This window comes from Mesorhizobium sp. CO1-1-7, from assembly GCF_020164885.1.
Classification (GTDB): Bacteria; Pseudomonadota; Alphaproteobacteria; order Rhizobiales; family Rhizobiaceae; genus Mesorhizobium; species Mesorhizobium australicum.
Genome location: NZ_JAIUHA010000008.1, coordinates 69,922 through 88,741 on the forward strand (window position 1 = coordinate 69,922; position 18,820 = coordinate 88,741).

At 63.6% G+C, this 18,820-nt stretch carries 15 protein-coding genes; 8 read left to right on the forward strand and 7 right to left on the reverse strand.

Annotated elements, in window-relative coordinates:
• Window position 1: 1 nt before the first annotated feature.
• Window positions 2-553 (reverse strand): sigma-70 family RNA polymerase sigma factor, encoded by a 552-nt coding sequence (locus tag LB516_RS18585; protein ID WP_015315559.1) that lies wholly within the window; start codon window positions 551-553, stop codon window positions 2-4.
• Window positions 554-996: 443 nt separating this feature from the next.
• Here LB516_RS18585 and LB516_RS18590 point away from each other — a divergent pair, with 443 nt between their 5' ends.
• From LB516_RS18590 to LB516_RS18610, 5 genes are all read left to right on the forward strand, one after another.
• On the forward strand, window positions 997-2,046 hold the full coding sequence (locus LB516_RS18590) for a hypothetical protein (RefSeq protein WP_015315557.1): 1,050 nt from the start codon (window positions 997-999) through the stop codon (window positions 2,044-2,046).
• Between the two features lie 9 nt (window positions 2,047-2,055).
• Window positions 2,056-3,408 carry a hypothetical protein gene (locus LB516_RS18595; RefSeq protein WP_224720158.1) on the forward strand — a complete coding sequence of 451 codons (1,353 nt, stop codon included), beginning with the start codon at window positions 2,056-2,058 and terminating at the stop codon, window positions 3,406-3,408.
• Window positions 3,409-3,529: 121 nt separating this feature from the next.
• Window positions 3,530-4,537 (forward strand): iron ABC transporter substrate-binding protein, encoded by a 1,008-nt coding sequence (locus LB516_RS18600; protein WP_224720159.1) that lies wholly within the window; start codon window positions 3,530-3,532, stop codon window positions 4,535-4,537.
• Between the two features lie 171 nt (window positions 4,538-4,708).
• The gene (locus tag LB516_RS18605; protein ID WP_224720160.1) at window positions 4,709-6,289 is read left to right on the forward strand and encodes an ABC transporter permease; all 1,581 of its coding nucleotides are present in this window, start codon (window positions 4,709-4,711) and stop codon (window positions 6,287-6,289) included.
• Window positions 6,286-7,368, forward strand: a complete 1,083-nt coding sequence (locus LB516_RS18610; RefSeq protein WP_224720161.1) for an ABC transporter ATP-binding protein — start codon at window positions 6,286-6,288, stop codon at window positions 7,366-7,368. The genes LB516_RS18605 and LB516_RS18610 overlap by 4 nt, the downstream gene beginning before the upstream one ends.
• Window positions 7,369-7,411: 43 nt before the next feature.
• On the opposite strand, the gene LB516_RS18615 is transcribed toward LB516_RS18610, so the two are convergent.
• The 5 genes from LB516_RS18615 to LB516_RS18635 all read right to left on the reverse strand — a co-directional run bounded on the left by LB516_RS18615 (window position 7,412) and on the right by LB516_RS18635 (window position 12,683).
• Window positions 7,412-8,221: a phosphodiesterase gene (locus LB516_RS18615; RefSeq protein WP_224642096.1), complete on the reverse strand. Its 810-nt coding sequence runs from the start codon at window positions 8,219-8,221 to the stop codon at window positions 7,412-7,414.
• Between the two features lie 32 nt (window positions 8,222-8,253).
• Entirely contained in the window at window positions 8,254-9,354 is a 1,101-nt protein-coding gene (locus LB516_RS18620) for a sn-glycerol-3-phosphate import ATP-binding protein UgpC (RefSeq protein WP_015315551.1), read from the reverse strand.
• A gap of 14 nt (window positions 9,355-9,368) precedes the next feature.
• Window positions 9,369-10,283, reverse strand: coding sequence for an ABC transporter permease subunit (locus LB516_RS18625; protein ID WP_224720162.1), 915 nt, complete (start codon window positions 10,281-10,283; stop codon window positions 9,369-9,371).
• Window positions 10,284-10,290: 7 nt separating this feature from the next.
• A complete protein-coding gene (locus LB516_RS18630) occupies window positions 10,291-11,175 on the reverse strand; it encodes a carbohydrate ABC transporter permease (RefSeq protein ID WP_015315549.1) in 885 nt (294 codons plus the stop codon).
• Between the two features lie 155 nt (window positions 11,176-11,330).
• Complete coding sequence (locus LB516_RS18635) at window positions 11,331-12,683, reverse strand: extracellular solute-binding protein (protein WP_224599160.1); 1,353 nt, start codon at window positions 12,681-12,683, stop codon at window positions 11,331-11,333.
• 236 nt (window positions 12,684-12,919) lie between these two features.
• Here LB516_RS18635 and LB516_RS18640 point away from each other — a divergent pair, with 236 nt between their 5' ends.
• Together LB516_RS18640 and LB516_RS18645 are read left to right on the forward strand one after the other, a co-directional pair.
• Window positions 12,920-13,954: an endonuclease/exonuclease/phosphatase family protein gene (locus tag LB516_RS18640; protein WP_224599169.1), complete on the forward strand. Its 1,035-nt coding sequence runs from the start codon at window positions 12,920-12,922 to the stop codon at window positions 13,952-13,954.
• A 162-nt stretch (window positions 13,955-14,116) separates the two neighbouring features.
• Entirely contained in the window at window positions 14,117-16,570 is a 2,454-nt protein-coding gene (locus tag LB516_RS18645) for an EAL domain-containing protein (protein ID WP_224720163.1), read from the forward strand.
• A gap of 65 nt (window positions 16,571-16,635) precedes the next feature.
• Here the strand turns inward: LB516_RS18645 and tlpA are convergent, their stop codons facing one another.
• Window positions 16,636-17,313 carry a thiol:disulfide interchange protein TlpA gene (gene tlpA, locus LB516_RS18650; RefSeq protein WP_140720238.1) on the reverse strand — a complete coding sequence of 226 codons (678 nt, stop codon included), beginning with the start codon at window positions 17,311-17,313 and terminating at the stop codon, window positions 16,636-16,638.
• Between the two features lie 34 nt (window positions 17,314-17,347).
• On the opposite strand from tlpA, the gene argH reads away from it, so the two are divergent.
• Window positions 17,348-18,748, forward strand: a complete 1,401-nt coding sequence (gene argH, locus LB516_RS18655) for an argininosuccinate lyase (protein WP_015315544.1) — start codon at window positions 17,348-17,350, stop codon at window positions 18,746-18,748.
• The last annotated feature ends 72 nt before the right edge of the window (window positions 18,749-18,820 follow it).

Here is an 18,820-nt window from a genome sequence, read left to right on the forward strand (position 1 = left end):
GTCATTCCCGCCCGAACCGCCCCTGCCCGAATCGCCTGGCTATGGCGGTAAGTCCCCGGTGCAGCGACACCCGCACCGCCGTCTCGCTGATGCCGAACTTAGCCGCCGTCTCGCCGATCGAGCGGCCCTCAACGGATACGGCTGAAACCACGGAACGCTGTGCCGGCGGCAGCCCGTCGAGCGCCCGGTTGATGTCGCGCTCGCTGACGGTTTCCGTTTCGGGCTCGGCGAACGTCTCGGCAATGTCGTCGACATCGATCTCGATGCGCCGTCCGCGCCGCCGGAACGCATCGATCAGCTTGAAACGGGCAATCGCATAAACCCAGGGCAGCACCGGCGCGTCCTGGCGCCAGGTGTGCCGTTTCACATGAATGGCCAGCAAGGTTTCCTGCACGACATCCTCGGGATCGACCCCGCCCTGCACGATCTTGCGCCTGACGAAACCGCGGACCAGCGCGGCAATCCGGTGCAGAAAGTCGGCATAGGCCTTTTCATCCCCCGCGATCGCGGCCCGCATCAGCCGGGAAAGCTCGGCCTCGTCCTTGCCGCTCACAAGAGTTCACTCCCCGATCTTCGCGCCTCGGCACTGATTTGTTACGTGGCCGGCGAAATAATGTCCAAGCCAAACTACGGGCAAATCACGAAAGTTTGCGGGATGGCCCGCTAAATTCGCTGACGGGTTCTCTGGTTCCCAGCTCATGCGTGAGGAGCGGCGCGGGACCAACCTTCAATTGACGTAGGGTAAACCCTTCTGTAGCGTCAAGGGATCGGAGGGCGGCCGAAATGGATTTCATTGAACGCATTTTTGGATTTTCTCCCGACAATGGCTCGGGAACTTTCGAGAGCAGCCTTGTCATTGCGGCCATAGTCCTTGTCGCCGCCGTCTACTTCTACAGAAGACAGGGATCACTGAAGAAATAGCCTCTGGACAACCGGCGGAGACAGGTCCGCCAGGAAAACATTACCGTTGCGTCCTCTCAGCGTGGGAAACACGACATGGCAGGATCTCTGGTCAACCACATCAGAACCGCGGCCTTGCTGTTGTTCGCCGCCGAATTCTGGAAGCGTCTGGCCGCCGGGCTGAAGGTGCTGTTTGCCACGATATGCAGGCTGCTGTGCCGGCTGGCCAAGGACCAGCGGCTGCCCAGCCCGGCGCAGAACGACTGCTGCATCCAGCTACCGCCCGACATCTACAAGCGCGCCGATCCTCTTCTATACGCCCAGTACTATCTGATGGCGCAGGGGCTCGCGGTCACCTGGGACAATCCCGACATCGACATTTTCGACGGCACCTTGCCGGTCAGCGGCGCGCTTCAGCCAGCACATGCATATCGCGTTCGCGTGCGCGTCTGGAACGGGTCCTATGACGCCCCAGCGGTGGGCGTCGGGGTGGCACTGTCCTACCTGTCATTCGGCGCCCAGACCATTTCCCGTCCGATCGCCAACGTCGCCATAAATCTCGGAGCCAAGGGCACGATCGATTGCCCTGCCTATGCCGAGTTCAGTTGGACCACGCCCGCCACCGGCGGCCACTACTGCCTTCAAGCACAGCTTTCCTGGGGCGATGACGCCAACCCCAGCAACAACCTTGGCCAGAAGAACGTCAACATTGCCGAGATGCGCTCACCGGCGAAGTTCGTCTTCAGCGTGCGCAACGAGGCCTCGGTCGTCCGGCGTTTCCAGATCGAGGCGGACTGCTACGCTCTGCCGAAGCTGCGGCCATGTATCCCGCCACGCGGCCAGGGTCGAGACGAGCGCACGGACACCCCACAGCCGCGGCTCGCCGAAAGCAAGGCGCGCTGGGCCGAGGCCCTCGAGGAACAGGCGTATGGCCGGTTTCCCGTGCCGGACGACTGGTCGGTCAGGATCGTCCCAAGAACGCTTTTGCTGCAGCCGCGCCAGCTGACCGAGATCGCTGTCGAAATCGAACCGAAGGACACCGCGTTCCGCGGCTCAAAGACCTTCAACGTCCACGTCTTCACGATCGGCGAGAGTGGATCGCGCACCATGACCGGCGGCGTGACGCTCACCGCCACGAAAGGCTGAGGCGCTCCGATGGCGTACAAGCACTATACGAGCTGCTTTCTCTATCCGGTCGGTGGCAAGCCCTACAACGAGGACGATCGACTGGCTTTCCTCGCCGGCCAGGCGCTGCAGATCATCGTGATCACCGGGCTGGCGGCCGCCTTCGGCCTGCTGCTGGGGCCGGTCGGTGCGGCACTTGCCGCGGCAACCGCATTTCTGGCGTCCGCCACCGCGACGATCGACAAGGCCGCCGGGGAATGGCTCAACCACCGCCTGGTCTGCCTCGACAAGGACAATCCGAAATGCGCCGTCGGCATCGTCTCCTACAATCCGTTCCGCAGCGATCTCGGCGCCTTCGACAACGACCAGTATTTCGACGTCATACTGATGCCGCATCCGACGACGGAAATTCTCAACGCCGAGACCAACGAGGCGGCCTTGGCGGCGGCCAATCGCTACAATGCCGACGGCACCGTCGCGGCGGAATTCGCCGCCAGCGTCGCGGCCCATCCGGCCAACGATATTCTCAATGACGGCTTTCAGGGTCATGAGCTGCTGCTGCCACGCGACGACCTGAAGACGGATCTGGGCTACGCACCGGCCGACGATCATGCCCGCTGGGGCCTGCACTGCGAGGCCGAGGGCGACTTCTGGATCAAGATGCGCCAATGGGCGCCGGCCATCGTCATCCTGCTGACGGCGGCCCTGGTCGTCACGGTGGCCGCGGCGGCCGCCGGCGCCAGTGCCGGAGCGGCTGTCGGCTGCGCCATAGGATCGTTCTTCCTGGGTGCGCTGGGCTGCGCCATCGGCTCGTTCCTGGGAGGATTGCTCGGAGCGGCCATTGGCGGCGCCATCGGCGGAGCGGCATCCTATTTCGGCGGGGTCAAGCCGGTCCTGCAGGGATTGTTCAACTGGAACCCCGGCAATGTCGAGGACGCCAATGTCGGCGACAAGGCGCTCGGCCCCATCAGGATGGGCGATCATGTCGCCGTCCTCGGCGAACATGTCTATGACGGCTACCACAAGGGCTGGCACGAGTTTCATCCGCTGATGGCGGTGGTCAAATTCGATGCGGCCGCCAGTGTCGACGCGAAACACTATCTGCAGTGGGATCCGGACTTTGCCGACACGGGCACGGTTCCGCCCAAACCGCCGGGCGAGACCACCGACCTGACCGCGCAGGATATCCGTGACGGGCTTGGCAGCGCGGCGTTCCGGACGCGCTGCGACAATCTGCGCAGGACCTGGTGCGCCATGCTGAACGAAGCGTTCGATCCCGAGACCAAACGAACACAGCAGGGGCTGGACCAGCGGTGGACCATTCATCCGATGGTCGATGGCTGCATCCCGCAGGAGCAGCCACCAGCCCCGCATATCGGGTGATGCCATCGGCGTCCGACACGCGAAACCGTGATGATGCCCGTCGTCTTTCAATCTTGACTAGTGCATTCAGGAATTGGTACTCGGACGCACCCCAGTGCGGGACAACCCGAGGAGTACCCTTATGAAATCCCCCCTTCTTGCCCTTGCCAGCGCAGCCGCGCTTGCAATCAGCCTCGCCGCTGGTCCGGCGACGGCCGAAGATGCCGGCATCGTCGTCTATAACGCCCAGCATGAAAGCCTGGCGAAGGAATGGGCGGAAGGGTTCACCAAGGAAACGGGGATAAAGGTCACCTTGCGCAACGGCGGTGACAGCGACTTCTCCAACCAGATCGTCGCCGAAGGTGCTGCCTCGCCCGCCGACGTGTTCCTGACGGAAAATTCGCCGGCCATGGTGCTGGTCGAGAATGCCGGCCTGTTCGCGCCGGTCGACGCCGATACGCTGGCTCAAGTCCCGCAGGACTATCAGGCCACCAGCGGCAAATGGGTGGGCGTGGCCGCGCGCAGCACCGTGTTTGCTTATAACACCACCAAGCTCAAGGCAGACCAGCTGCCCAAGTCGATGCTCGATCTCGCCGACCCGAGCTGGAAGGGCCGCTGGGCGGCTTCGCCTTCCGGCGCCGATTTCCAGGCCATCGTGAGCGCTTTGCTGCAGCTCAAGGGCGAGCCCGCCACGGCCGACTGGCTGAAGGCGATGAAGGAGAACTTCACCGCCTACAAGGGCAACAGCACCGTGATGAAGGCGGTCAATGCCGGTGAGATCGAAGGCGGCGTGATCTACCACTACTACTACTTTGGCGATCAGGCCAAAACCGGCGAAAACTCCAAGAACGTCGCGCTGCACTATTTCAAGAACCAGGATCCGGGCGCTTTCGTATCGGTTTCCGGCGGCGGCGTGCTGGCCTCGAGCAAGCATCCCAAGGAAGCCCAGGCCTTCCTGAAATGGGTGACCGGCAAGAACGGCCAGGACGTGCTGAAGAACGGAACCTCCTTCGAATACGCGGTCGGCAAGGGCGCGCAGTCCAATCCGAAGCTGGTGCCACTGGCCGACCTGCAGGCGCCGAAGGTCGATGCCACGACGCTGAACTCCAGGAAGGTCACCGACCTGATGACGGCAGCCGGCTTGCTTTAGTTGCCGTTCTTCCTAATAAGGACGTCAGATCGTGCTCCCGCGGGAATTCACCTTTCGCGGGAGCGTTTTGTTTCGAGATGCATTCGTCCATGACGACACGCTTCGTTCCTGACCGCGACCGTGGTCCCATGATTGCCGCTGCCGCGTCGCAACGGTATGGCGCCTGAACTGATGCAGTCCGCGGTCGATCTCGCGCGTCCCGGCCTGCCGCCCAAGATGCGTCGACGGGCGCAGCGGCGGGCGGCGCCTTGGCTTGTCGCCGCCGCCATATTTGTCTCCCTGCTGGCGCTGCTGCCGCTCGCTTTCATCATCTGGATCGCGGTGCAGACCGGCTGGGAGACGGTCTCGGCACTGGTCTTTCGGCCGCGTGTCGGCGAACTGCTGGTCAACACCGGCCTGCTCGTCCTGCTGGCGGTGCCGATCGCCATCACCTTGTCGGTGACGCTGGCCTGGCTGACGGAACGCAGCGACCTGCCCGGTGCCCGGCTCTGGTCCTGGCTCTGCGTGGCGCCGCTCGCCATCCCCGCTTTCGTGCACTCCTATGCCTGGATCACCCTGGTGCCCGGGCTGCACGGCCTGTGGGCTGGCGTGCTGGTGTCCGTCATCGCCTATTTCCCTTTCCTCTATCTGCCGGTGTCGGCGGCCCTGCGCCGTCTCGATCCCGCTCTCGAGGACGCGGCCGCGGCACTTGGCCATGGACCCTGGCGCGTGTTCTGGCGCGTCGTGCTGCCGCAGCTCAGGCTCGCAATATGCGGCGGCTCGCTGTTGGTCGGCCTGCATCTGCTGGCCGAATATGGCCTCTATGTCTTCATTCGCTTCGACACCTTCACGACCGCGATCGTCGATCAGTTCCAGTCGACCTTCAACGGTCCGGCCGCCAACATGCTGGCCGGCGTGCTGGTGACCTGCTGCTTCGTGCTGCTCGGCCTCGAAGTGCTGGTCCGCGGCGAGGAACGTTATGCCCGTGTCGGCTCGGGTGCCGCGCGATACCAGCAACGAATGAACCTCGGCCGCGCCACCCTGCCCAGCTTGCTGCTGCTCGCCGTCACCACATTGCTGGCGCTTGGCGTTCCGTTCGTGACCATCGGGCGCTGGCTCGCCGCCGGCGGCGCCGATGTCTGGCGCTTCGACGAGATCGGCCTGGCACTCGGCCAGACGCTGTTCCTGTCCCTCGCTGGCGCCCTGCTTGCCACTGTCGCGGCCATGCCGATGGCCTGGATCTCTATCCGCGCGCCGGGTCCGTTGCAGCGCTTGCTCGAGGGATGCAATTACATCGTCGGCTCGCTGCCCGGGGTCGTGATCGCGCTGGCGCTGGTCACCATCACGGTGCGCATCGCACTGCCGCTCTACCAGACCCTGTTCACTATCCTGGTCGCCTACGCACTGATGTTCCTGCCGCGCGCGCTGGTCAGCCTGCGTGCATCGATCGCGCAAGCGCCGGTCGAGCTCGAACGCGCCGCGTCCAGCCTCGGCCGGCGGCCGCTCAATGCGCTGTGGTCGACGACGATCCGCCTGTCGGCGCCCGGTGTGGCGGCTGGCATGGCGCTGGTGGCGCTCGGCATCATGAACGAACTGACCGCGACCCAGATGCTGGCGCCGAACGGCACCCGCACACTGGCCATGGCGTTCTGGTCCTACAGCAGCGAGATCGATTACGCCTCGGCGGCTCCTTACGCCTTCATCATGGTGGCGATGTCGCTGCCCCTGACCTGGCTGCTCTACGTCCAGTCGAAGCGGATGGCAGGACGATGAGCTTTCTCGAACTCGGCAATCTGCACAAGCACTACGGCCCGGTAGCCGCACTGGCCGGCGTCAACCTGAACGTCGCCAGCGGCAGCCGCACGGCGATCGTGGGACCTTCCGGCTGCGGCAAGACGACCTTGCTGCGGCTGATCGCCGGCTTCGAGGCGCCTGACCAAGGCCGCATCGTACTCGACGGGCAGGTGCTGGCCAATGGCGGCGCCGCTGTCCCGGCGCATCGCCGCGGCATCGGCGTGGTGGCGCAGGACGGCGCCCTGTTCCCGCATCTGACCATCTCGGACAATATCGGCTTCGGCATGGCACGGGACGACGACAAGCGCGCCGAGCGCATCGTCGAACTTGCCTACATCGTGGGACTCGACAAGGCGATCCTCAAACGCCGCCCGCACGAGCTCTCCGGCGGCCAGCAGCAGCGCGTGGCGCTGGCCCGGGCCATGGCGATGAAGCCGCGGCTGATGCTGCTCGACGAGCCGTTCTCGGCACTCGACACCGGCCTGCGCGCCTCGATGCGCAAGGCGGTGGCCGAACTTCTGGAGGCGGCTGGCATCACCACCATCCTGGTGACGCACGATCAGGCCGAGGCACTCTCCTTCGCCAGCCAGGTGGCGGTAATGCGCGATGGAAAATTTTCCCAGGTCGGTACGCCGCGCGAGCTCTATCTCAAGCCGAAGGACAGGATGATCGCCGAGTTCCTCGGCGATGCCATCATCCTGCCGGCGAGCATTTCGGGCGGCTTCGCCAATTCGCCGCTGGGCCGCATCGCCGTCGACGCGCCGGACAGCCGCGATGTCGCCCGCATCATGCTGCGGCCGGAGCAGATCGGCCTGAAACGCACCTCGCGCGAGGGCATGTCGGGCACATCGGACATGCCTTTCGGCGAGGTAACGGAATCGGAGTTCGCCGGCTCGACATGCACGATCGCGGTGCGGCTCCTGAACAATTCCGATCCGCCCGACGCCGCGGCCATCGGCGGCACGCCGCTGATCCTGCGCAAATCCGGCATGGACGCGCCGGCGGTCGGCGAGATCGTGCGGCTGACCGTATCGGGCAAGGCGCACGTCTTCGCTTGAGCCCGACGATTTTAAGCCGCTGAACCCAAGCGAAGTGGCAAGCTTACGCCGTGATGCGTTCGCCGGTTTCGGCTGAATAGATCGGCCATTGCTCGATAAAATCGCAACCGTGCACCACCACGCACGCGTTGGCGCTGTCGATGAGGATGACGGCGTAGGACGGCGGCGCTTGTTCGACGATCTCGCTCGATCGCTCGAGGGCGAGCTCGAAGCGGGCATGCAGGCCGCGCTGCGCCGAGAACGGGATGCCGGCAACGGTGCCGGCAATGTCGCGATGCACATGGCCGAAGAAGATATGGCGGACGTTGCCATGGCCCCGCAACAAGTCGAGCAACCGCTCGGGCTGCTGAAGCGCCAGCGGATCGAGTTGAGGCAGGCCGAGCGCGACCGGCGGATGATGCAGGAACACGTAAGCGGGCCGGCCGCCCGACCGTTCCAGCCGGGCTTCGAGCCAGGCAAGCCGCCTCTCGCACAGTTCGCCCTCGATGCGCCCTTCCGCCAGGCAGTCGAGAAACAACAGCACTTCGTTGCCGGTATCGTGGACCGACTGCACGAAGCCGTTTTCGTCGACCGGAACGTCGGGAAACGCGGCGATGAGATTTGCCCGCCGGTCATGGTTGCCCGGCAGCAGCCTGTACGGCACCGACAGCGTGGTCAGGGCAGCGCGCAGATCGGCATAGCTCCGCGGCGCACCGGTCTCCGTCAGGTCGCCGGTGAAGACGCAAAGCGCGGCGTCGGCGTGATGCGCATTGATGTGCGCGATGCACTGATCCAGCCGCTGGTGCAGGTCGGCCCCATAGCGGCGCTCACCTTGCCGACCGAGATGCACGTCAGTGACCTGGATGACTTTCATGTACGTCTCTTTGGCGGCGCGCGTGCTGGAAATCAAAGCGCTGGCTCTGGCACCGAAGCCTTGAAGACATCGAGACGGGTCCCTGTCTCCGACGAGAAGAAGTGCATGTCGTCAGGCGAGATCTTCAGCCCGACGGTGCTGCCGGGCTCGGGGTGAACGGGCTCCGAGGTCATCACCGAAAACGGCGCGCCGTCGAGGTCGACATAGATCACCCGCCCCGCGCCCAATTCCTCGACTAGGTCGACAGTCGCATCGAGCGCGCCCGGCGTTCCCGGCGCCACCAGCCGCACCGCCTCCGGCCGGATGCCCATCGCCACTTTCGTGCCGACCGGCAGGCCGGCGCGAGCCATCGCCAGGCGCCGGCTGCCGCCGAGCAGCGACAATCCGTCGAGTTCGGCGGTGCCTTCGAGGATGTTCATGGCCGGCGCGCCGACGAACGTGGCGACGAAGCGGCTGGCCGGGCGGGTGTAGATTTCACCTGGCGTGCCGACCTGTTCGACCCGTCCCCCATTCATCACCACCAGTCGGTCGGCCAATGTCATGGCCTCGACCTGGTCGTGGGTGACGAAGACGGAGGTGGCATTCAGCCGGCGATGCAGCTTGCGGATCTCCGAGCGCATCTGCACGCGCAGCTTGGCGTCGAGATTGGACAGAGGCTCGTCGAACAGGAACACCTTCGGCTCGCGGATCATGGCGCGGCCCATGGCGACGCGCTGCCTCTGGCCACCCGAAAGCGCCATCGGCTTGCGGTCGAGCAGTTGCTCGAGTTCCAGCGTGCGGGCCACCGCCTGGATGCGCTGGTTGCGCTCGGCCGAGGGAACACCGGCGACTTTCAGCGAATAGCCGATGTTCTGGGCCACGCTCATATGCGGATAAAGCGCGTAATTCTGGAACACCATGGCGCAGCCGCGCTCGCGCGGCTCGAGTTTGTTGACCACCGTGCCGTCGATGGCGATCGTGCCGTCGGAAATTTCTTCCAGCCCCGCGATCATCCTGAGCAGCGTGGACTTGCCGCAGCCGGACGGCCCGAGGATGACGACGAATTCGCCCGAGGCAAAGTCGAGATCCACGCCGTGCACGACCTGCGTCTTGGCATAGTTCTTCTTGACGCCGCGTATTGCGATGGAGGCCATTTTTTGTCTCCTTGTTACTTCTCGGTGGCGATCAGGCCGCGCACGAACCAGCGCTGCATCAGCACCACGACGATCATCGGCGGCAGCATAATGACGAGAGTACCGGCCATGGCGATATGCCACTCCGGAGTGCCGCCGACATTGGGGATGAGCTGCTTGAGCTCGGTCACCGCCATCGCATGCGACTGGTCGGTGGTGATGAGCAGCGGCCATAGATACTGGTTCCATGCCCACAGGAACATGATGGTCCCGAGCGCCGCCATGTTGTTGCGCGACAGCGGCAACAGGATATCGATGAAGAAGCGCAGTGGCCCGGCGCCATCCATGCGTGCGGCTTCCGTCAATTCGTCCGGCACGGTCAGGAAGAATTGGCGATAAAGGAACGTCCCGGTCGCCGTGGCGACCAGCGGCAGAATTAGGCCGGGATAGGAGTTGAGCAGCCCAACGCTGAGCTGGACCTGCACGCCCGAAACCGTTTCGATCAGCCAGCTCAGGCCGGTCACGTCCAGGATAGCCTGATACGGCTCGAGCACGTTGGCGACCACTGCGTAGGTCGGCACGATGCGCACTTCAAGCGGCAGCATCAGAGTGATGAAGATCAGCCAGAAGATCAGCGTGCGGCCGGGAAATCGGAAATAGACGATCGCGAAGGCGGTGAGCGCCGAGACGATCACTTTGCCTGCGGCAACGCCGGTCGCAACGATGAAGCTGTTCAGCAGCTTGGGACCAAGGTCGGCCGTCACCCAGGCGGTCTTGATGTTGATCCAGAAATCGCTGCCCGGCAGCAGCGACATCGGCACGTCGTTGACATCCCTGAGATTATGCGAGGCGGCGATCGCCACGATGGCGAACGGCGCCACGCAGAAAACGAAGCCGACGAACAAGATCAGGTGCGTGAAAAAATTGAGGAACGGGGTGCGCTCGACCATATCAGTCTCACCTGTAATGGACGCGCCGCTCGATGAAGCGGAACTGGAAAATGGTCAGCACGATGATGAGCAGCATCAGGATGATGCTCTGCGCGGCGGCACCGGAGTAATCGAGGCCTTTGAAGCCGTCGGAGTAGATCTTGTAGACCATCAGATTGGTGGCATTCGCCGGCCCACCGGACGTCATGATGTCGACGATGCCGAAGGAATCCTGGAAGCTTTCCGTGATGTTGATGACAAGCAGGAAGAAGATGGTGGGGGTGATCAGCGGAAACTGGATGTCCCAGAAGCGCCTCATGACACCAGAGCCGTCCATCGCGGCGGCTTCGATCAGGGAACGCGGGATCGCCTGGAACGCGGCGAGGAAGAAGATGAAGTTGTAGCCGACATACTTCCAGGAAAAGGCGATGATGATCGAAGCCATGGCGTCGGCGCCGTCCAGGCCGGGATCCCAGAAGCCGGGCCAGACCTGGTTGACGACGGCCATGAAGCCGGCTTCCGGCGCCAGGATGAAGCGGAATGCCAGCGCCAGGGCGGGCGCGGCGATGCCATAGGGCCAGATCAGCACCACGCGATACAGCCATGAGCCGGCTAGCTGGCGGTCGGTGAGCGCGGCGAGCACGAGCGCGACGAACATCGCAAGCCCGGTGCTGATGCCGGCAAAGACAAGGCTGGCGGTGATCGAGTTCCAGTAATCGGCGTTGGCCAGGATCGAGCGGAAATTGTCGAGACCGACCCAGATGTTGCCGCCGCCCCAGGGCTGCTGCAGCGTCAGCGACCAGTATACGGCCTGGCCGGCAGGCCAGTAGAAGAAGGTGAAGATCAGCAGGAGCTGCGGCACCGCGAAAAGAATGCCGATTGTCCAACTGCCGAAAGTGACGCGTTTTTCCATCGGTCCGCCGTTGCCGCAGGGTGGTCAGCTTAAAGCAAGCGAGAGATTAATAACGAAATGCCCGCCCGTCGACCCAGGCATGATCCCGAAAACTGGAAACCGGTCTTCGGGATCATGCTCAAATGGGTCGGCGGGCGGTCTGGGAAATCCCTGGATCAGGGCAGGGTCTTGCCTGGATATGTCTGCTGGAAGCGGTCGAGGATGGCGTCGCCGTTCTTGACCAGCGTGTCGAGACCTTCCTGCACGGTGACCTTGTTGGCGAAGATCGCTTGCATCTGGGTGCCGAACTCGGCGCGGATCTGGGTGAAATTGCCCAGGCGGATGCCGCGGGTGATTTCGGTCGGCTCGGAGGCGGTCAGGCTGGCGATCGCGACTTCGCGGCCCTTGTAAGGCGCCTTGTCGTAAAAGCCCTGGCCCTTCATGTAGTCGAAGCCCGACTTGGTCACCGGGATGTAACCGGTGTTGGTCGACCAGAACAGGGCGGTCTTCGGATCGTGGATGAAGTTGAGGAACGCGGCCGCGCCCTTGTATTCAGCATCCGACTTGCCGGAGAGAACCCACAGCGATGCGCCGCCGACGAGCGAGTTCTTGCGCTCCGTGCCGGCATAGACGGGCAGTTCGGCGACGTCCCAGTTCATGCCTTCCTTCTGCGTACGGCCAACCGTGCCGTGATCGCCGACCGAGGTCAGGATGACCTGGCAGGTGCCGGTGGCAAAGGCCTGGACCATATCCTGGCCGAGATCCTTCGACTTGATCTTGATCAGGCCGGCATCATACCACTTCTTGAGGTCGGTGACGTACTGCACGAACTTGGTCTTGTTGACTTCGAGGCGGGCGTCGAGGCCGTCATAGCCATTGTTCTTGGTAGCGATCGGCTGGTTGTGAATGGCGGAGAACTGCTCCATCAGCTGCCAGCTTTCATTGGCCGAGATGTTGATCGCCATCGGGCATTCATAGCCGGCGTCCTTCATTGCCTTGAGGTCGGCGCCGACGTCTTCCCAGGTCTTCGGCGCCTCGGTCTTGCCGATCTTGGCGAAGGCGTCCTTGTTCCAGTACATCAACGCCGTAGACGAGTTGAACGGGAAGGACAGCATCTCGCCTTTCGAGGTGGCGTAATAGCGGGCGATGCCTGGGAAATAATCGGCGTAGTCGATCTTGTAGCCGTTTTCTTCCATGAGCTTGTCGGCGGGCTTGTAGGCACCCGACAGCATCATGGTGGCGGTGCCGACGTCATAGACCTGAACGACGGTGGGCTGCTTGCCGGCGCGGAAGGCGGCAATGGTGTTCTGCAAGGTGGCGTCGTAATTGCCCTGGCTGGTGCAGACGACTTCATAGTCCTTCTGCGAGGCGTTGAAGTTCTTGCACAGCGTGTCCACGACCCGGGCGAGATCGCCCGAAAGACCGAACCAGAAATCGAATTTTACCGGTTCCGCGAAGGCAGGCATCGCCAGCGCGGAGCTGAGCACGCCAGCGGCAAGGGCAGCAAAGCCCCGCTTGATGATCGTCATGATTTCTTCCCTCTTGAATGACTGTTGACAAGGGTCTTGCGCAAGTCCTTGCCCGCTCTCTTAGAGAAGGTATGTGACAGTTCTGTTGTGGCCTCCCGGGCCTGTGCACAGCTGGTCTTTCCTCCCCTCCGGCGGCTACAGCGGCATGAAAACGTCACACCGGCGCCTTAGGTAGCTAGGGCGACTGCCAAGGACGTAAAGGCCGTCATTGTTACCCGGCTAAAGGGGATGATAAAATGCTGGTGAAGCAGCTGACGCACGTGCCCATTACCGACAGGCAGGCGATGCGCGAAGGCCCGCGCGACAGCGCCACCCATTTGCGGCATGCAGCCGCCATTCCGGCTCTTGGCCAGATCGAAATCGGCGGCAAGGCGTCGCGCGCGAACGTCGGCGAGGCCTTGAAGGTGGTGGCCTGGAACGTCGAGCGGCTCCGTCATGTCGATGCCATTGCACGAACGCTTGCCGGGCAGGCCCCCGAAATCGTGCTGTTGTCCGAGGTGGACAAGGGCATGGCACGCTCCGGCAACGGCCATCCGCTCAGCGTGCTTGCCGACCGGCTCGGCCATGCCTTCGCCTATGGTGTCGAGTTCGTCGAACTCGCTGGCGGCAACGAGGCCGAGCGCATGGCAACCGGTGAAGCCGCCAACGCGGAAGGCTTTCACGGCAATGCCGTGACCAGTGGCATGCCGTTGCTGCGACCCTTCCTGGTGCGCCTGGACGCCGCCGGCGGCTGGTTTCGGCCGGAGCGCGGCCAACCGCGCATCGGCGGACGCATGGCGATCGGCGGCCAGGTGCGCATCGGCGACCGCAGGATGACGGTCGTCTCGGTGCACCTTGAAAACCGAACCGATCCGGCTGGCAGGGCAGCTCAGACACGCAAACTCCTCGACGCGATCGACAACTATGATGCGCAAGCGCCGGTACTGCTCGGCGGCGATTTCAACACGCTGACGGCAAGCCACGAGGAGCGCCATGACGACCCACGGGCGTGGATGGCTCGGGTCATGGCCGAACCGGACCGGCTGATCCATGCCGAGCGTCACGAGCCGCTGTTCGCGGCCCTTGCCGAGCGCGGCTATGATTGGCAGGCCGCCAACAATTTGGACCTGCCCACCCAGCGCCGGCCCGCCGGCACGCCGGTTGGCCGAATCGACTGGTTCTTCACGCGGGGCCTCGCGGCCAGCGCGCCGGCGGTTCTTCCGGCGGTGTTGCCGGATGGCAGCCCAAGCTCGGATCATGACGCCCTGACAGTGACCGTCCGCCTGAAATAACCGTCGTCTTCAATCGATGCGGCTGACCTGGCCTGTGCTCTTGCGGTCAGCTTGCGCCGCAAAAGCACGCTATGGTTGCAGGCGGCTTTATCGATCCTTCAACAGCCAAGCATTAATCAGTCATATTTCTTTCTTTATTTCCTGCGGGCCAGGGGGAATAAGATGCTGACGGTCTATAACTGCATCGTGAACCAGCACGATCTGAGGCTGGTTGCACTGGCAGCGCTGATTTGTGGAATTTCCTGTTTTTCAGCCGTCAATCTTCTTCATCACATAGGTCGCTCGACGGATCGAAATCGGCTTGCCTGGCTGACGATCGCCTCCACCTCGACCGGTTTCGGCATCTGGGCAACGCACTTCATCGCCATGCTTGCCTTCACGCCGGGAATCCCCAACGCCTATGATCCCGGACTTTCAGTACTCTCGCTCGCTGGCGCGGTGGCGGTTACGGCGGCCGGCATGTGGGTCGCCACCTTGCGCGACGAGCTTGATTACCATCTGGTCGGCGGCGCCGTTCTGGGCGGCGGTATTGCCGCCATGCACTACATCGGCATGGCGGCATTCGAGGTCGAGGGCCGGATCGAATGGAACCTGCTCCTCGTCGCCGTCTCCTTGCTGGCCGGCGTGACGCTCGCGGCGCTGGCTTTGCGCGTCGTCCTGCGCGGCTCGTCGCTGCCTGCGACGCTTGCCGGTGCGGTCTTGCTGACGCTGGCAATCTGCGGCCTGCACTTCATCGCCATGGCTGCCGTCTCGATCTTCCCGGATTCCTCGATCGCCATATCCCAACACACCGTCGCACCGACCTCGCAGGCCTTCGCCGCCGCTGCGGCCACTCTGGTGATCCTGGTGCTTTCGGCCACCGCGCTGTGGATCGACCTTCGCTTCCGCCGCCAAAAGCTTGAGGTCGACCGCATGCACGGTTTAGCCAACGCCGCGGTGGAAGGCCTGATCGTCTGCGATGGCAATCGCATCGTCAGTGTCAACGACAGCATGGCCAGGCTGACCGGCATGGTCGCCACGACACTGAACGGAAGGGAACTTGGCGACCTCTTCGATGAGCGCACCGCATCCGACCTGATCAACTTCCAGGGACAGCCCTGGGAGGCGGAACTGAGCAATCGCGACGGGATGAGAATTCCCGTCGAACTGATCGCCAGAAGCATCGACTATTGCGGCAAGCCTCACAATGTCGTCGCCGTCCGCGACATTCGCGAACGCAAGAAGGCGGAACAGGAAATCCTTCGCCTCGCTCATTTCGATCCGCTGACGGGGCTCGCCAACCGCCGTAGCTTTTCCAGCCGGCTTGATACCGAAATCGCCGCCACGAGCCGAGACGCAAAAGCCGGCAAGGGCGCGAGGGGCGGACATCTTGCGCTTCTGCTGCTCGACCTCGACCGGTTCAAGGAGGTGAACGATCTTTATGGGCATGGCGCAGGCGACGCGATGCTTCAGAAGGTGGCGAACTGCGTCTCCGGCGTTCTTCGCCACGGACAGATGCTGGCGCGCCTGGGCGGCGACGAATTCGCCATCATCGCCCCCAACCTGCCCGACCCGCAGGCGGCGAGCCGGATAGCCGACGCGGTGCTCGCCGCGATGCGCAAGGAGAACCGGCTCTCGGCGGGTGGCGGGCTGGTATCGGGGAGCATCGGCATCGCGCTCTATCCGCTGGACGCGGAAGACCAGGCCAGCCTCATCAGCCATGCGGATACCGCGCTCTATCGCGCCAAGACCGAAGGCAGGGACACCTATCGCTATTTCGAGGCGTCGATGGGCGCGGAGGCTCGCGACAAGCGCGTCATGGAGCACGAACTGCGCCAGGCAGTCGCGCGCGACGAATTCTATCTCGTCTATCAGCCGCAGAAGGAGATCAGCAGCGGCAAAATGGTCGGCTTCGAAGCCTTGATCCGTTGGCGGCATCCCGAACGCGGAGATGTTCCGCCGTCCATATTCATACCGCTGGCGGAGGACAGCGGCGCCATAGGCCAGATCGGAGATTGGGTGCTGACGGCAGCGTGCCGGGAGGCCGCCAGCTGGGAAAATCCACTGACGGTGGCCGTCAACGTCTCCGCGGTGCAGTTGCACAATCCGAACTTCAGCCGAAAGGTGCACGAGACCTTGCTCAAGTCCGGTCTCGCGGCAGCCAGGCTGGAACTCGAAATCACCGAGACGGCTCTGGTGAAGGACATGCCGCGCGCGTTGGCGAGTTTGCGACAGGTCAAGGCGCTTGGCGTGCGCGTGGCCATGGATGATTTCGGAACCGGCTATTCCTCCCTCTCCAACCTTCGCGCCTTCCCTTTCGACAAGATCAAGATCGACGGTTCCTTCATCAAGTCCGTCGACACCAACGGCCAGGTTGCGGCGATCGTGCGCGCCGTGCTCGGGCTGGGGCGCGGCCTGGGTCTGCCGGTGCTGGCGGAGGGCGTCGAGACGCTCGGCGAGTTGAAGTTCCTCGACGCCGAGGCTTGCGAGATCGGCCAGGGCTATTATCTGGGCAAGCCGGCGCCGATCGAGGCGTTCGGGGACCTGACCGGCCACGGCAAGCGTGTTCGGGGCCGAAGCGCCGACAGCCAGGATGGCAGCCTCGTATTGCTCAAGCCGAGCGTACGCTCGGCCTAGAGCTCTTTGCTTTTACGCAATTCCGGACGGAGAACCGTTACACACTTTCCTGGAAGTGCTCTGGCTCACGACCCGAGCGCCGTCTCGACCAGCCGCTTTGCATCGGGGCCCGCCCATTCGGCTGGACCGTTCATGTGGGCGATCAGGCAGCCTTCGCCGTCGATCAGCATGGTGACGGGCAGGCCGAGCGCCAGACCGCGCGTCTTGAGGTCGTTGAACAGTGTCATCGTCGAATCGCGGTAGTAGCCGAGCGTGTGCACACCGGTATCGGCGAGAAACTTCTTCGGTTTCACGTCGTCGCCGGCATCGACGTTGACGGCGACGACCTGAAAGGCGTCGCTGCCTTTCTCCTTTTGCAGCGCATCGAGCGCCGGCATTTCGGCACGGCAGGGCGCGCACCATGTGGCCCAGAGATTGAGCAGCACCGTCTTGCCGGCATGATCGGCGATCGTCATCGGCTTGCCGTCCGGACCGTGGAAGGCGAGGCTCCTCATCGACTGCGGCGGATCGGCCGGCAAAAGTGCCGCGACCTCGCCGGTGGCCGCGGCCGCGACCTTCTTGGCGCGATCGCTCTTGGCGGCGCAGGCGACATCGTCCTTGTCGCCGGCGGCTGCTTGGGGCGCGGCGCTGTTGCCAGACCGGCTCTCGCTGACATATACCGCGACCGCGCCGGCCAGCGCTCCCGCCACCAGGGCGGCGAGGATCAGGCGCCGGGCCGGGAAAAATCTGTTTCCGTCTGCCATATTCTCAAACTGCTCCGAAGCACGGGTTATAGCCATGAGCGACAAGAAGACCAGCAACCAGATGTGGGGCGGACGATTTGCCTCGGGTCCGGCCGCGATCATGGAAGCGATCAACGCGTCGATCTCGTTCGACCGCAAACTCTACGCGCAGGACATAAGAGGCTCGATCGCTCATAGCGAGATGCTGGCGCAAACGGGCATTATTTCGGCGGCCGATCAAGAAAAAATCGCTCACGGTCTGAACACGATCCTGAAAGAGATCGAGGGCGGCAGCTTCGAGTTTTCGACGCGGCTGGAAGACATCCACATGAACATAGAGGCCCGCCTTGCCGATCTCATCGGTCCGGCGGCCGGCCGGCTGCACACCGCCCGTTCGCGCAACGACCAGGTGGCCGTCGATCTGAGGCTCTGGGTCAAGGACGAATGCTTTCGTGTCGCCGAGGCGTTGAAAGGCTTGATCATGGCCCTCCTGGCGCGAGCCGAGGAACATGCGGCGACCGTCATGCCGGGTTTCACCCACATGCAGGCGGCGCAGCCGGTCACTTTCGGCCATCATTGCATGGCCTATGTCGAGATGTTTTCGCGCGACCTGTCGCGCGTGCGCGACGCCATCGAACGGATGGACGAGAGCCCGCTCGGTGCCGCCGCCCTTGCCGGCACCAGCTTCCCGATCGACCGTCACCAGACCGCGAGCGCGCTCGGCTTTCGCGAGCCGATGCGCAATTCGCTGGACAGCGTCTCAGACCGCGATTTCGCGCTGGAATTCCTTGCCATGGCGGCGATCTGCGCCACTCACCTGTCGCGGCTGGCCGAGGAGATCATCATCTGGTCGACGCCACAATTCGGCTTCATCAGGCTGTCGGATAGTTTTTCCACCGGCTCCTCGATCATGCCGCAGAAGAAGAACCCCGACGCGGCCGAACTGGTTCGCGGCAAGACAGGCCGCGTCAACGGCCATCTGGTCGGCCTGCTGACGGTGATGAAGGGCATGCCTTTGACCTACGGCAAGGACATGCAGGAGGACAAGGAATCGGTGTTCGACGCGGCCGAGACGCTCGACCTGATGCTGGCCGCGATGACCGGCATGGTTGCGGACATGACGGTCAATGCCGCCGCGATGAAGAAGGCCGCCGGCTCCGGCCACGCCACCGCCACCGACCTCGCCGACTGGCTGGTGCGTACCTTGGGCCTGCCGTTCCGCGAGGCCCATCATGTCACCGGCCGCGCGGTGGCGCTGGCCGAACACAGGAAGGTCAGCCTGGAAAAGCTTTCGCTGGAGGATCTGCAATCGATCAACCCAGGCATCACTTCCGACATATTCTCGGTGCTGGCGGTGCAGAACTCGGTCAAGAGTCGCACCAGCTTCGGCGGCACCGCGCCATCGGAAGTGAGAAAGCAGATCCGCTATTGGAAAAAGCGTCTCGCCAAGGCGTAATGCCGGATATCGCGATCAGCAATATCCGGGGTGCAATGCACCGAGAACTCGGCTAAAAGCAGCGGCGGACAG